The 14,071-nt window shown below is 48.1% G+C and carries 12 protein-coding genes and 1 tRNA gene; 6 read left to right on the top strand and 7 right to left on the bottom strand.

Going from position 1 to position 14,071, the window contains the following annotated elements:
* Nucleotides 1-531: 531 nt before the first annotated feature.
* Complete coding sequence (accC, locus tag PJF56_RS04815; RefSeq protein WP_283761510.1) at nucleotides 532-1,875, bottom strand: acetyl-CoA carboxylase biotin carboxylase subunit; 1,344 nt, start codon at nucleotides 1,873-1,875, stop codon at nucleotides 532-534.
* 152 nt (nucleotides 1,876-2,027) lie between these two features.
* Here accC and PJF56_RS04810 point away from each other — a divergent pair.
* Nucleotides 2,028-2,108: transfer RNA gene (locus PJF56_RS04810), tRNA-Leu, on the top strand.
* A 94-nt stretch (nucleotides 2,109-2,202) separates the two neighbouring features.
* On the opposite strand, the gene prmC is transcribed toward PJF56_RS04810, so the two are convergent.
* The 5 genes from prmC to PJF56_RS04785 form a co-directional block, all read right to left on the bottom strand.
* Nucleotides 2,203-3,078 carry a peptide chain release factor N(5)-glutamine methyltransferase gene (gene prmC / locus PJF56_RS04805; RefSeq protein ID WP_283761509.1) on the bottom strand — a complete coding sequence of 292 codons (876 nt, stop codon included), beginning with the start codon at nucleotides 3,076-3,078 and terminating at the stop codon, nucleotides 2,203-2,205.
* Between the two features lie 15 nt (nucleotides 3,079-3,093).
* Entirely contained in the window at nucleotides 3,094-3,843 is a 750-nt protein-coding gene (locus PJF56_RS04800) for a Tic22 family protein (RefSeq protein WP_283761508.1), read from the bottom strand.
* Nucleotides 3,844-4,033: 190 nt separating this feature from the next.
* The gene (hetR, locus tag PJF56_RS04795; RefSeq protein WP_283761507.1) at nucleotides 4,034-4,951 is read right to left on the bottom strand and encodes a heterocyst differentiation master regulator HetR; all 918 of its coding nucleotides are present in this window, start codon (nucleotides 4,949-4,951) and stop codon (nucleotides 4,034-4,036) included.
* 227 nt (nucleotides 4,952-5,178) lie between these two features.
* The gene (locus PJF56_RS04790) at nucleotides 5,179-7,017 is read right to left on the bottom strand and encodes a hypothetical protein (RefSeq protein ID WP_283761506.1); all 1,839 of its coding nucleotides are present in this window, start codon (nucleotides 7,015-7,017) and stop codon (nucleotides 5,179-5,181) included.
* Between the two features lie 30 nt (nucleotides 7,018-7,047).
* Nucleotides 7,048-7,185: a hypothetical protein gene (locus tag PJF56_RS04785; protein ID WP_283761505.1), complete on the bottom strand. Its 138-nt coding sequence runs from the start codon at nucleotides 7,183-7,185 to the stop codon at nucleotides 7,048-7,050.
* A 670-nt stretch (nucleotides 7,186-7,855) separates the two neighbouring features.
* Between PJF56_RS04785 and PJF56_RS04780 the strand changes: the two genes are divergently transcribed.
* Nucleotides 7,856-8,050, top strand: coding sequence for a hypothetical protein (locus tag PJF56_RS04780; RefSeq protein ID WP_283761504.1), 195 nt, complete (start codon nucleotides 7,856-7,858; stop codon nucleotides 8,048-8,050).
* A 135-nt stretch (nucleotides 8,051-8,185) separates the two neighbouring features.
* Here the strand turns inward: PJF56_RS04780 and PJF56_RS04775 are convergent, their stop codons facing one another.
* Nucleotides 8,186-9,793 carry a ShlB/FhaC/HecB family hemolysin secretion/activation protein gene (locus tag PJF56_RS04775; RefSeq protein WP_283761503.1) on the bottom strand — a complete coding sequence of 536 codons (1,608 nt, stop codon included), beginning with the start codon at nucleotides 9,791-9,793 and terminating at the stop codon, nucleotides 8,186-8,188.
* Between the two features lie 225 nt (nucleotides 9,794-10,018).
* Here PJF56_RS04775 and PJF56_RS04770 point away from each other — a divergent pair, with 225 nt between their 5' ends.
* The 4 genes from PJF56_RS04770 to PJF56_RS04755 all read left to right on the top strand — a co-directional run bounded on the left by PJF56_RS04770 (nucleotide 10,019) and on the right by PJF56_RS04755 (nucleotide 13,877).
* Nucleotides 10,019-10,207: a DUF4089 domain-containing protein gene (locus PJF56_RS04770; protein ID WP_283761502.1), complete on the top strand. Its 189-nt coding sequence runs from the start codon at nucleotides 10,019-10,021 to the stop codon at nucleotides 10,205-10,207.
* On the top strand, nucleotides 10,204-11,613 hold the full coding sequence (locus PJF56_RS04765) for an AtzE family amidohydrolase (protein ID WP_283761501.1): 1,410 nt from the start codon (nucleotides 10,204-10,206) through the stop codon (nucleotides 11,611-11,613). The genes PJF56_RS04770 and PJF56_RS04765 overlap by 4 nt, the downstream gene beginning before the upstream one ends.
* Nucleotides 11,614-11,639: 26 nt before the next feature.
* On the top strand, nucleotides 11,640-12,779 hold the full coding sequence (gene cofH, locus PJF56_RS04760) for a 7,8-didemethyl-8-hydroxy-5-deazariboflavin synthase subunit CofH (protein ID WP_283761500.1): 1,140 nt from the start codon (nucleotides 11,640-11,642) through the stop codon (nucleotides 12,777-12,779).
* 279 nt (nucleotides 12,780-13,058) lie between these two features.
* Nucleotides 13,059-13,877, top strand: a complete 819-nt coding sequence (locus PJF56_RS04755; RefSeq protein WP_283761499.1) for a Uma2 family endonuclease — start codon at nucleotides 13,059-13,061, stop codon at nucleotides 13,875-13,877.
* The last annotated feature ends 194 nt before the right edge of the window (nucleotides 13,878-14,071 follow it).

Raw genomic sequence — 14,071 nt, 5'->3', positions numbered from 1 at the left:
GCCTCGTTAATTTAGGTAGCTGACCCGCCTAAGCCCCTAAAGGGCTACGTTGCATTTAAGAGCCAAAGCTCTCACCTTGGAATGCCTCGCCAGTTCTGAGCTTCTGAAACCAAATAGTTAAAAGTTTACGAGGGGTAAAGCGGTGCTATTTGGACGTGCCGGGATGCAACATTGGCTAGGCGAGCATCACCCTAGAAATAGGAGTTTTACTTCTATGCGTACAGTCCCAAAGCACGAGTCCATAATTGCCTGGACGAAAGATGAACGCAATACATCACCGTAGCTAATAAGGCCAAGGCGGTAGAAGATTAGGGAGGGTTTTTCCCTCCCACCTTTTCTGCTTCACGGCGGTTAAAACCGCCTGAGTCGAACTTCCTCCGCGTACTAAAGTATCTTTTTTTCGTGATTAATTTGGGTTGATGGGTGGGGTAAGGGCGGGTTTAGAGAAGTTATCGCTAGGTATCCCAGATATGGGTAAAACCCGCCCCTACGGGTGATGAATGCAGGAATCAATACCATCTACCCTGTTGTTTAACCAAAGTGCTGTTCAATAAAGTTGGTGTATACATTTCCTTCTAAGAATGCCGGGGTTTCCAGAATTTTCTGGTGAAAGCTAATGGTGGTGGGGACACCGGTAATCGCGCATTCTTGCAGAGCGCGTCTCATGCGACGGATGGCACTGTCTCGGTCTGCTCCCCACACGATCAGTTTACCAATGAGGGAATCATAATAGGGGGGAATTTCGTAATCGGTGTAGACATGGGAATCAAACCGTACACCGGGGCCTCCAGGAACGAGATAGCCACTGATGCGACCGGGATGGGGGCGGAAATTATGATCGGGATCTTCGGCGTTTACCCGACATTCGATCGCATGACCTCTGAGTTGAACCTCTTTTTGATTTAACGATAATTTTTCCCCTTGGGCAATCCGAATTTGTTCGGCAATTAAATCTAGTCCGGTCACCATCTCCGTAACCGGATGTTCGACTTGAATCCGGGTGTTCATTTCCATGAAGTAGAAATTGCCGGATTGATCGAGTAAAAACTCAATGGTTCCCGCTCCCGTGTAGTTAATCGAACGCGCTGCTTTAATGGCGGCATCTCCCATTTTTTGCCTTAGTTTGGGCGTTAGAGCAGGACTGGGAGATTCTTCTAATAGTTTTTGATGTCGTCTTTGAATCGAGCATTCTCGCTCCCCTAGGTGAATGACGTTACCGTAGGAGTCGGCTAAAATTTGAAATTCGATATGGCGAGGATTTTCAATGAATTTTTCTAGGTAAACCCCGGCATTGCCAAAGGCGGCTTCGGCTTCTCCTTGGGCGGCTCGGAAAAGTTTAATCAGTTGGCTCTCCTCCCGAACGAGGCGCATTCCCCGTCCTCCTCCGCCAGCCGTGGCTTTGAGCATGACGGGATAGCCAATGTCACGAGCGACGGAGATGGCTTGTCTTTCATCAGTTAAGAGTCCGTCACTACCAGGGACGGTGGGGACTTTGGCCTTTTGCATGGTGGCTTTGGCGGTGGATTTATCTCCCATGGCGATCATGGCTTCTGGGGTGGGGCCGATGAAGGTGATTTGGTGGTCGGCACAAATTTCGGCAAATTTGGCGTTTTCGGCTAAGAAACCATAACCGGGATGAATGGCGGTGGCATGGCGGGTGAGGGCGGCGGCGATAATGTTGGGAATGTTGAGATAGCTTTTGTTGCTGTTGGCTTCTCCAATACAAACGGCTTCATCGGCTAATTGTACATGGAGGGCATGGCGGTCGATGGTGGAGTGAACGGCAACGGTGGCGATGCCCAGTTCTTCACAGGTGCGGAGGATGCGAAGGGCAATCTCTCCTCGGTTGGCAATCAGGATTTTTGAAAAGGTCATCTTTGCGTTTTTGAGCTGGATATATTCCGTTAGAATAGGAGGTTTGGGGGCCTTTCTGGAAGATCTTTTTTGGTAATGGGTGCGATCGCTGTTTACTTATGCTCTTGCTTATGCTAATATAGTAAACTGTGAGTAATCCTCACCAGTTGCAAGCGGATGTGGCGGAATTGGTATACGCGCACGTTTGAGGGGCGTGTGGCTTGTCCTTGCGAGTTCGAGTCTCGCCATCCGCATTAATAAAATGACCAATCTTATAGGGGCGAAAAGTTTGTCGCCCTTAAAATTATGTATCATTACTCCCCATTTTTAATTTTTAATTTTTAATTTTTAATTGACATAAGCGAGGGCGAAGCGTTCAATTCCTGCTAAGTCTTTGTGGATTTCAATCTGGCGATAATTGCCATTCTCAAGGAGTAATTGTTGCACGGGTTCGGCTTGGCCGGCCATCATTTCTACTAGCCATAACCCTCCGGGTTGCAAATAGTTAGGAGCGGTACTAACGAGGGTACGAATACAGTCTAAGCCGTCTGAGCCACCATCAAGGGCAAGATGGGGTTCATGGTGGGCGACTTCGGGTTGCAACTGGTTAATTAAGCGCTGGGGAATGTAGGGAGGGTTGGCAACCATGGCGATGAGTTTGCCTTGGAGATGTTCTAGGGGAGTGAACCAGTCGCCCTGATAAAACTGAATTTGAGAGTTAAAAGAATATTGGGCGGCATTATTTCGGGCGATCGCCAATGCGTCTAAACTCCGATCCACCCCATGAACCGTAATTTGGGGTAAAGCTTGGGCTAAACCGATGGCGATCGCCCCGCTTCCCGTGCCTAAATCTGCCCAATGTCCGTCCATTTGAGCCACATCCGAAGCCAAGGCCAAATCAATCAAAAGTTCCGTTTCCGGACGGGGAATTAACACTCCAGGAGCCACCTGTAGCTTAAAATTTCGCCAGGTTAATTCCCCAATCAAATACTGGAGGGGAACCCTAGCTTCAATGCGCTGTTGCCAAAGCTGCTGAATCTCTAACCAAGGACGAAACAAAGGGATATCGGCAGCCGACTTAAACGACTCTAAGCGTAAACTGAGGCGATCGAGACTAGAGAGCGATCGCAGCAACCCATCCACCTCAGTTGGGGGGATATTCGCGGCGATCGCCTCCTGTTGTGCCTGTTTTCGCCAGGCTGCCAACTCTAGTCCCGAAACCATCCCTAAGAAGTTTCCTTAATTTCCCGACTGTCGGCGTTCTATTTCCTGTTGCAGAAATTGCCGAGATTCAGGTGTCGGAATTAACTCGACTTTTTGCAGAAAGGGGTCATCCTCCGTAATCAACAAATCCATCAACCGCTCTAAAGTCGTCACTTGGATCTCAATTTGGGAACTAGCATCACTGTTTTGTTTTTTATACTCAGCCAGCGCTTGCTCCAGGTCTCCATGGTCAAAAAAGGCCAACACCGCTTGGCGATCGCCATTTTGAATCGTCAAATAGCCCTGATCTTCCCCCGCTTTAGCCATAAACAGAGGCACACCCCGAAACTGATTAGCCAACTCAGCATCTCCCTGTTGTTGCAACACACTGCGAGCCTGATTCACCTGTTCATCCTTGGGCTGAAACTGAAAAATCAACGGCTCTTGGGCATCCTTATATTCCTGATGTAACTTATAAACCTCACTTAACGGAATTGCCCGCGCACTCATACCTTGAGGAATATCAGGATTGCTTTCGCGCACCTGAGCCAAAAAGCTTTGGGCATCCGTTTGGCTAATAAACACACGAGTTAGGGAGATTCTCCCCTCATCAGGATTTTCCTGATTGCGGGGTACTGAAACCGTCAGTAAAACGCCTTGCTCATCACTAATGGCATACACCGGAACACCCGCTAATTTTCTCTCTATTTGCGCTTCAGGAATCGCGATAGCGGCTGAGGGCATCAAGCTCACTCCCACCACAGGACTCAGTAGCAGAGTGCCCATTAAACTTACGCGAGTTCCCCACTCAACCAATGATCTAATCAATCTTCTTTACCTCAACGCTTATCGATTTACATAGGAATTCCACCCTAAATCTTAGGTGGAATCCTGATTCTGTGCCAGTTTATAGACTCTATGCTTATGACTCGAAGCACTCCCATGGAGTTCCAAAACCCAGTTAGTATCACAACCTCTACGGTTCCTGGGGGCCAAAAACCATCTGAAGTACCATCGGTCTACCCCCTTCTACATGATAGCGGTCTGCCCAAGCGCGAATCACCTCATCGAGTTCTTCCATCGCTTGTTCGTACCGCTCTGGGGGAATATCCATTTCTTCCAAAATACGCATAACGCGGGGTTTTTCTTCTGCCGGACTTTCCGCCCACTCTTGCATCATTTGAAAATAGCGGGCCGTATCTTCGACTAACACATACTTGCGCTCTTCTTGGTCAATGGGGGTATAGGTGGAGCGGGTGAGCGCGTAGTAGGGCATTCCCCAGGGAACATCAATGCGGGTGACTGTCCCGGAATACATCAGACGGCGTTTAATATGTTCGGCTAGAGCTTCACTGAGAGGCATTTGGCGGTCAGCCGGGAGATTCGAGTCTTGTTGCGATCGCGTATGCAAATATTCAATCAGATCCATAAACTGGAATGAAGGAATCACTTGGGCATCTGGAATATGGGGGGGCAGTTTCGCTTCAATATCTTGTTTTTCTTCCGAGACTAAATTATTACCGAAAACGCGAGATTTTCCCGGTTGCCAAGGATATTTTTCCATCCAGACATAAGGGAATTGAATCAGATAGCGGGGTTCAGTAGACCCCAACATTTTCAGCAGTTTTCCTTCAGTCAGCGCTTGCCGAACTTCTTCAACAATGACTTTTACTCGTTTCGGTTCGATATGGTGCAGATGTCCCGTCATCCGCAGGTTTTGCCCCTGCTCCATGTAGGTAGTATAGATGGCGCATTTAGCAGCCGTGGCGGCCGCATCTAAGAACGCCCCGTGGCGATGGCCACTATTCCTCATGGCGATAAAGGCTAGATATAACAGAATCTGATCCATCGCACTGGGACTAAGACGTTTGATCAGATCATTTTCATTAGTCATATCACTTATACAATCCGGCAAGGTTAACAATAGGGAAGGAATTGAGGAGCAAAAACAGGGCGCTTACCAACGTTAGGATAAGCTTGAGTATTTTTATCTTAACCCATGATTGTCAGGAATAGGGAATGGGGAATGGGCAAAAGGCAAGAGGCAATGGGTCATTTCTCCGTGTCTCCGTGTCTCCGTGTCTCCGTGTCCCTGTGTCCCCGCGTCCCCGTGTCACCGCGTCACCGCGATCGCCATTGGGGGCCGGTGGGTGTGCTTTGTAATTGCCAGGGGCGATCGCCATCTCCATACTCTAAAATCCCCTTGTTTAGGGGTTGGTCGATCAGGGGAGACTCTAGAACCGGCCAATCATCTAAGCTTCTCACCTCACCGTTAATTCTCCCCAGTCCTTTACCACTTTTGGGAATATAGGTTAAGGATAATTCGGTAGACTCCGATGCATTTTCACTGGGTTTAGGTAAACTGCGATAGCTTAAACCTGTCTGACTCAACTGGGGTTGGGTTTGGCTCAGAGCTTGCGTTAGTTCCCGGAAGCTCGAATAATCTTTAGTGGAAACACTTTCCGTAATCCAAGCTGTATTCTGGCCATGAGCTGCCAGCACTTGATAGTCTGCCTGTTTGCGTCTTTCCGAGACCGATGAGCGCCATTCGATCTGATCTCCCCAGGGACGAGCTAACAGCCAAGTATTTTCAACTTGCCAAATATACCAGTCCTGATATCGTTCAGGTTCGCCATAGCGTGAGGGTAAAACCAGATGGGATAAGGGGGGAACTCCAGCAGCCAAATCTTCACCAGAGAGTCTCAGTTGGTAGAGGACAGTTCCTTGATGTTGCAAATATTGATCCCCCGGAGAGCTACCGGTGGCCATGGGAGTGTGGTAGGTTCCGGCCAAGGAGATGACAGCATTGTTCTTGCCTTGGGGGTCTCGCACCACTAATTTATAGGTGGCATACTGGGCATTAATGGTTCCTTTGACTTGATAGGAACGGCGAGGATTAATGAGTGTGCCTAAACTGTAATCTGGAGTGATATAAAAGGTTTCCCAAAACTGATTATCCTGGTGATAGGAATAGTAGGCGGGATGGCTGGCTTGCAGTGTAAACGGTAGGGTAATCTTTTTCTGGGCAATCGTCCTTAAATGTTCGGGAGGGCGATAGGTACTCAAGGCGGCTGGAAGTCCGACTCTTGCTGCACCGGATCGAATTCGTTCCGCCGTTTCTGGCTGGTCTCCCCACCACACCCAAGCCACGGCTGCTAATTCGCTCCGATCCCAGGTTCCTCGGTCAAATCCGCGACTTTCTGCCCCGCCTGCGGTTCCCCAGCTTAACCTCAGAGCCATATTGGTGGCGAACCAGTCTAGGGCAGCTTTGGCTAAGGCTTTACGCTCTGGGGTTTGGGCAAAATCGTAGAGATTCAGCAATCCGGCGATCGCATAGCCATAATAGGTAGAGGAGTGAAATTCCCCTTGGCCAATGGTGAGAAACTTGTTAATTTCCGATCGCAACCAAGCCTCGTTCGTCGCCTCAGTTGCCGGATAAGCCACCGGCCAACCGCTACCATCCATCAAGGCTAACCCGGAAACGCGCTGCATAAACATATGATTCTCGGTTCCTCCCTCACTCCACTGTTCTACCCGCTTGCTGTCAAGTTGGCTGCGATAGTCCGCTTCTAAGGCTGGAGGCAAATTTTCCCGAAACTGAAACAAAATACGAATGTCAAAAATGCTGCGGAAGTGATAGAGGTCGGTTTTAGCTTCATTCAGCCGTTGTAGGGCTTGCCAGGTCGTTTCGGCATTATATTCATTAGGAAGCGACAGACGGGCCAGGATGACCGGCAGCAGGTATTTATGGGGGTCGCCTATACCCCGCTTTTGCCACCAGATTTCTAGATCTTCTAAGTCTTGAGCGGCAATCTGTTTCCGCAGAGCTAAACTTCTGGCTGAAAAGTTAGAGGCTTCTTCTGAAACGGGGGATTGGTTTTCAATGGAGGGGGTGGGATGAGTCCCGGTTAGCAAACCGAGGAGGAGGAGAGTGAGGGTAGAGAGTTTAAGGAATTTCATGCACTCTAGCTAATTCATAAAATGCTTTAGTTATGTTGATGCACTACAGGAGTCTAGGGGTTCAAAAATGACTTCAATTAAATATAACTGATAAATTTCCGTTGGCTCAAAAGCATACAGCGCTTCGCGCGGTAATGGGTAATGGGTAATGGGTAATGGGAAAACCATTTTTTACGCTATGCATGCCCATTCTTCAGGCTTTTCATGGGACAACACTCTCAAGGAACATTTCGATTACTGTACCTCATAACATCAAAAAACGCTGTAAGATCGCACACTTTGTAACGCAGCTTCATTTAAGAGAGCATATCCTGTGCTTTTAATTAACTTGGATTCTCGTATAATTTTGTCCTCAAAACTCTAATCAAAGCTCCAAGTGGTTATACACAAGCAACTCGAATCTAAATTGTCTTAATCTATACAAGTTTTTTAGTCCTGCTATTGATCTTGGGTCGGGCAGTTCCTCTCTGCCTGTTGTTAAAACCATACTCGTGCCTTAATAGCATCAAAGAAAATACTTAATTGTATATCATGAAAAATACTGAAGTCCCAGATCTCGTCCTTCCCGAAAAATTCAGAGCATATGCCCTCACAATTATTAAAGCTTAATCAAGAATTATGTAAATTTCGCAGCCGCGATGAAACTGATCCGTAAAATCAATGAAATTACAAAGATTCGGCCAAGATTGCCCATTTACCCTTGTCAGCCAGGAAACAAAGATCTTATGCTAATAAGCGAAATCCTCAGCTCATGCTTTTTCTGGAAGATGAAAACGATCAATTCAATCATCAACCCCGAAAAGGCTGGCATCTACTTGAGTTACTGAAGCAGCCAATCATGAACAATATCTTTAAAACCCGTACCTCCCCTCATTCCACCTCTGAAACCTGGGATGGAGAATATAAATCCGAGACTCCTAAGTGGACTGAAAAGCTAATCCTGCAAGACTCTGGTGCTGATAGCGATTGGGAATGGGGAAAAGTCATACCCGTCTGGCACAACCAGAAATTTGAGACTTGTAATGTGAATTAGTAGAGTTATTTAAGTAGTTTTATTGTTAGACACCAATATTTTTGTTTTGGGTCAGATAGTTTGGCAATGACCGGCATTCGTCGGTCATTTCTTATACCCTTGAACTCTCCACCGGTTTAATCTAACCTAAAATGCTCAAAATGGTTGATAGAAAATAAAGAAAGAAAAGCCATTATCCTGCCAAGTCCCTCGATCGATTGGGCGCTCCGTTAACGCCATTGCCCATTGAAGTCCGGCCGTAAAATCCTCTTGTTCCCAGCGTAATCCAATTCCCAGGGATGATAACACTTGACTATCCTGACCAGAGAAATTCCAACCGATACCATAATCCCAAAAAGGAGTGAATTGAAGTTGGGCATCGCTTTGGGGAATGTCAACGAGAGGAAAGCGCAATTCTAGAGAAGAAAACCAACCACTATCGGTTAATACTCCATCTTGACGATAGCCCCGCACACTGTCGAATCCCCCTAGGCGAAAGGCTTCTAGGGGCAGTAAGGGATTGGTTGCCAGTTGTAAATCAGTGCGCCATAACAGCAGATTTTCTTCTCCCCAGAGCTTAGACCATTGACCTTGTAAGCGCCAGGCAAAAAAATGGTTATCGGGAATTGGATCGGGGTTTTGAGTGACACCCAATAGATCTAATCCAAAACTAAATTGAGAACGTAAAAATAAGACTTCTTTTGGATGGCGTTTAATCCATTCTTGAAAGAGACGTAAAGTTGTGACTCGTGTATGTTCTCGATCGCCTGAACCAACAAAAAAGGGAAATGCGCGATCGCCGAAAAAAGTCTCGCTTTCTTGGCGCTCTAGGGTCACTCCGATCGCCAATTCTTCTCTAGGCGTTTGTAAAATCGGTTGCCGGAAACCTACCTCATAATATCGAGACGTAGTTTCTAAATCAAGGGCATTCAAGGGATCTTCGATAATCTCGCTGCTCGTCCTGCCATAGGCAAATTCCAGGGTTCCATTGCGGGGATTAACGGGAAAGGAATAGCTCACCTCAACACTGTGACTGCCGTCACTCTGGTAATAATCAAAACTGAAGCGATCGCCCCATCCCAACAGATTTCCCTCTGTAAATCCCAGACCTCGACGGAAACTGCCCACACTCGGCGATCGGCTATTATCCGCAATTATACGACCTTGCAAGGAATCCGACTCCGTAATTTCAACCCTCAACCGACTTAACCCCGGTTGGGCACTACTAGACAACTCACTCGATAGGCTATCAATTAAGGGATTCCGTTGCAGCAGTTGCAAACCCTGTAATAAACGATTCACATTAAACGGCTTTTGGGCAGCGATCGCCAGGCGATCGCGAATATAGGCAGAGCGTAACAGTCGATTTCCCGTCACCTCAATAGATTCAATTTCCCCTTCCACGACTTCAACGATCGCCACATCCCCCACAAGTTCTTGGGGAGGAATAAACGCCCCAGAATTGATATAACCGCGATCCTGATAAGCTTGGGTAATCTCTGCGCTAACTTGAAATAATTCCCCTAGGGAAAGAGGACGATTGATAAAAGGAGCAGTTAGGGCTGCTAATTCGGTGGCACTGAACACCGTAGACCCAATGACCTCAAAGCGCTTAACCGTAATTTGGGTTGGCAACTCACCTGACTCTGTTTGGGGTAGGGGAAGTCTTTCCGGTTCAGGAGGTTGCTCTAAAGGTGAATCGGGTTCTAGGGCGATCGCACCAGGAATCGGTGACCCGATCGCCCCATCATTTATACTTATCAATAATAACCCCCCAGATATCAAGCCCAATATCGATGCAGTAAGATCAAACCATTGTCGCCAAACCATACAAGAAGCAAAAGGCAAAAGGGGAAAGGGTGGAAAGATAGGGAAGAATGAGGAAAATTATCTGTTAACTATCGACGATCGACCGTCACCTGTCAACGATTGAGTTCAATCGATGTGATAGATTGCTACAAGTATGGGAGGCTTTGGTTAAACGATCTCATGAATACTCAAGACCCCGATCCAGAAACCTTTGTAGTACAAATGGCATCGCTCCTCGATTTACCGCCCGAATGGGCCAATCAGCCAGGCGTGATCGACAATATGACCCAGTTGATGGCGATCGCCCAATCCCTAGACCAATTTCCGTTACCTGAAGATCTTGAAGTTGCTCCCATCTTTAAACCATGACCTTCGATCTTGATTATCTCGATGCCGTTGCGATCGCTCGTGGGGTACGCAACCAACAATACCGTGCCCAAGAGATTATGGAGGCCACCTTAAACCGTATCGATCGCCATAATCGGGCCCTGAATTGTTTTACCACCCTCTTGGCCGAGGAAGCCTTAGAGAGAGCCAAAGCATTAGATCGAGGGATGGAGCGGGGAGAACGACCGGGAACACTGGCTGGGGTTCCCTTTGCGGTAAAGAATTTGTTTGATATTGCTGGCGTGACCACGGTAGCCGGTTCTAAGATCCACCGCTCCCATCCACCAGCGAGGCAGGATGCCACGGCGATCGCCCGTTTGAAAAGAGCGGGAGCAATTCTGGTGGGGGCCCTGAATATGGATGAATATGCCTATGGGTTTGTCACAGAAAACGCCCATTATGGCCCCACCCATAACCCCCATGACCTCACCCGAATTGCCGGAGGCTCCTCCGGAGGGTCAGCCGCCGCAGTAGCTGGGGGGTTAGTGCCATTTAGTTTAGGCTCAGATACCAATGGTTCCATCCGCGTGCCAGCCGCCTTGTGTGGTGTTTATGGCTTGAAACCAACCTATGGTCGTCTCTCCCGTGCCGGAGTAAAGTTGTTTTCGAGTAGTCTCGACCATATTGGCCCTTTTTGTCGCTCCGTGCGCGATTTGGCCACATTATTTGATATTTTGCAAGGAGAAGACCCCCTCGATCCGGTCTGTTGTACCGTGCCACCCGAACCCTGTTTACCCCAACTGCATCAACAGACCCAATCCTTACGAATTGCGATCGCCGATGATTATTTTACTCAAGGGGGAGAGCCAGAGGTATTCGAGGCGGTGGAAAAGGTGGCTCAAGCCCTAGGCGCAACCCAGAGAGTGAGCTTACCCGAAGCCGCGCGAGCCAGGGAAGCTGCTTATCTGATTACAGCCAGTGAAGGAGCAAATCTGCATTTATCAGATTTGAAACGCTCCCCCCAAGACTTCGATCCAGCCACCCGCGATCGCTTTTTCGCTGGAGCCATGATTCCAGCACAATGGTACTTAAATGCCCAACGGTTTCGCCGTTGGTATCGCGATCGGATTCGGGAAGTGTTTCGGCAAGTAGACGTAATTCTCGCTCCCACAACTCCCTGTGTGGCGACCCCCATAGGTCAAACCACCCTGAATATCCAAGGAGAAGAAGTCTTGCTGCGCCCCAACTTGGGTCGCTATACTCAACCCCTCTCCTTCATTGGATTACCCGTAGTCTCCGTTCCGGTTCATCGTCCCCATCAACTGCCCATCGGGGTGCAGATTATGGCCGCTCCCTATAATGAAGCCCTCATTTTGCGGGTCGCCACTTTTCTAGAAGCTCAAGGTGCGATCGATATCTCGGTTGCCTCTAGCCAAGAGAAAACATAGAAAAAACTGATTCTGGAGCCAATATTATGTATATACAGATCGAGCCAATAGACAGGATGTTAGACCGGGCTTCATCCGGTCAAGACCTCTCCACCGATGAAGCCGTGTTATTGTTGCAACAAACCGATCGAGGAGCAATTGCAGCCATTCGAGAAACCAGCGATCGCCTGCGACAACAACAAGTCGGAGACACCGTAACCTATGTCATTAATCGTAACATTAACTTTACCAATATCTGCGAACAACATTGCAGTTTTTGTGCCTTTCGTCGAGATGCCAATACGCCCCAATCTTACTGGTTAGACACTCAAACCATTCTTCAAAAAACCCGTGAAGCCCTCCAGCAAGGAGCCACCGAAATCTGTATGCAAGGGGGATTAAATCCAGAAGCCAAAATAGACGGCAAAACCTTAAACTACTACATCAAACTCGTACAAGAAATCAAAAGCAATTATCCTCAGATCCATCTCCATGCCTTCTCGCCCCAAGAAATCCAATTTATTGCCAGACAAGATCGAATCAGTTATGAAACCGTCATCTCTAGCTTACAAGAAGCCGGTGTTGGATCGATGCCAGGAACCGCCGCCGAAGTTCTCGACGATCGCATCAGAGCCATCATTTGTCCCGAAAAAATTAACACCCAAACCTGGCTAGAAATTATCAGTACCGCCCACCGTCTAGGAATGCCCACCACCAGCACCCTCTTATCCGGGCATATTGAAACCCCTCAACAGCAAATCAGCCACTTAAATCACCTACGAACCTTACAGCAAACCTCCTTAGAATCCTATCCATCAGCCATTACCGAATTTATCTTACTTCCCTTCGTCGGCCAGGACGCACCCCCCGTTATTCGTCATCGAGTCGGACGCGATCAACCCATATTATCCGATGCCTTATTACTCACTGCCGTCGCCCGTATTTTTCTGGGCAATTGGATTATTAATCATCAACCCAGTTGGGTAAAATTAGGATTAGCCGGAGCAACCCAAGCCCTCAATTGGGGATGCAATGACATCGGTGGAACCCTCATGGAAGAACACATTACTACCATGGCCGGGGCCCAAGGCGGCACTTGCATGGAAGTAGAAACCCTCCAAGGCGCAATTCGCTCCCTAGGACGCGATCCACAACAACGGGATACCCTATATAGCAAACCTAAATGAGTTGTGTAATGGCTTCCCCTCATCCCCCTACCCCCTTCTCCCATGGGAGAAGGGGGAAAAAGTCCCTCTCGGAGTGGGAGAGGGATTGAGGGAGAGGGCATTTCCCGTTGCACAACTCATTTAGACTAGCTATATAGCGCTTCACGCGGTAATGGGCTAAGAGAACAATACTGTATTTTCCGAATTTTCCGAAAGTTTTGTCCGCATCCATGGATTGAAGCGTGTCCAAAGGATACGAGTATAATGGAATGCAATCGTCCCCGATCGCAGAGGTTAGCCATGTCTGTTGAACTGACCCCAACTTTGGAAACACAAACTGAGCAGGAATGGACTCCTCCCTTACCCCCGACTGACTTAATTTTTGATGACGGAGAGACATTGGAAAGCAATCGCCATCGCATCGCCATGAATGTCCTGATTGAAGCCATCCACCAAGCTTATGAAGGACGCGATGACTATTATACGAGTGGGAATATGTTTGTCTACTACAGTAGTCGGCAAGCCCGAAATCAGGATTTTAGAGGGCCAGATTTTTTTGTAGCCTTGAATGTAGATGGCATCAAAGAGCGACAAGGTTGGGTGGTTTGGGAAGAGGAAGGACGTTATCCAGATGTCATTGTTGAACTGATGTCTCCCTCAACCGCTCATGAGGATATCGGCCCGAAAAAAGACATCTATGAGCAAACCTTTAGAACACGAGATTATTTTGTTTATAATCCCTTCGATCGCCAGTCTTTGCAAGGATGGCATTTAGACAGTAATGGCCGCTATCAGGAAATTGTGCCCGATGAACGGGGATGGTTATGGTGTCAGAGTTTGGAGTTATGGTTAGGCGTTTGGGATGGAACCTTGACGAAGGAAAATGCGCCTTGGTTACGATTTTTTGATGCCCAGGGTAACTTGATTCTGCTCTCTCAAGAGTTAGCTAAACAAGAGCGGGAACGAGCCGAACAGGAGCGGGAACGAGCTGAACAGGAGCGGGAACGAGCCGAACAGGAACGCGATCGCGCTAATGCTGCTGAGGCTAGGTTACGCGAACTACAGGATCGCTTGCAAGCCATGGGGATCGACCCGAATACAGTTAACCCCAGTGATTGAGGATTGACTCTCAAAATAGAGAAAAATGCCTTACTGATTACTCATTAGGTAATCAGTAATCTCCCCATTCCCCCATTCCCCCACTCCCCCATTTTCCAGAGAAGGGCGGAAAACCGGCCTAAATTCTGTTACCGACCGCACAATAACCTAACGATTTTCCTATGCTAGAATCAGCTTACCAGAAAGCAGCAGGT

Origin of the sequence: Roseofilum halophilum BLCC-M91 (assembly GCF_030068445.1) — a bacterium.
GTDB lineage: Bacteria > Cyanobacteriota > Cyanobacteriia > Cyanobacteriales > Desertifilaceae > Roseofilum > Roseofilum halophilum.
Note: the sequence above shows the minus strand (reverse complement) of the source record. Positions and strands in the feature narration are given on the sequence as shown.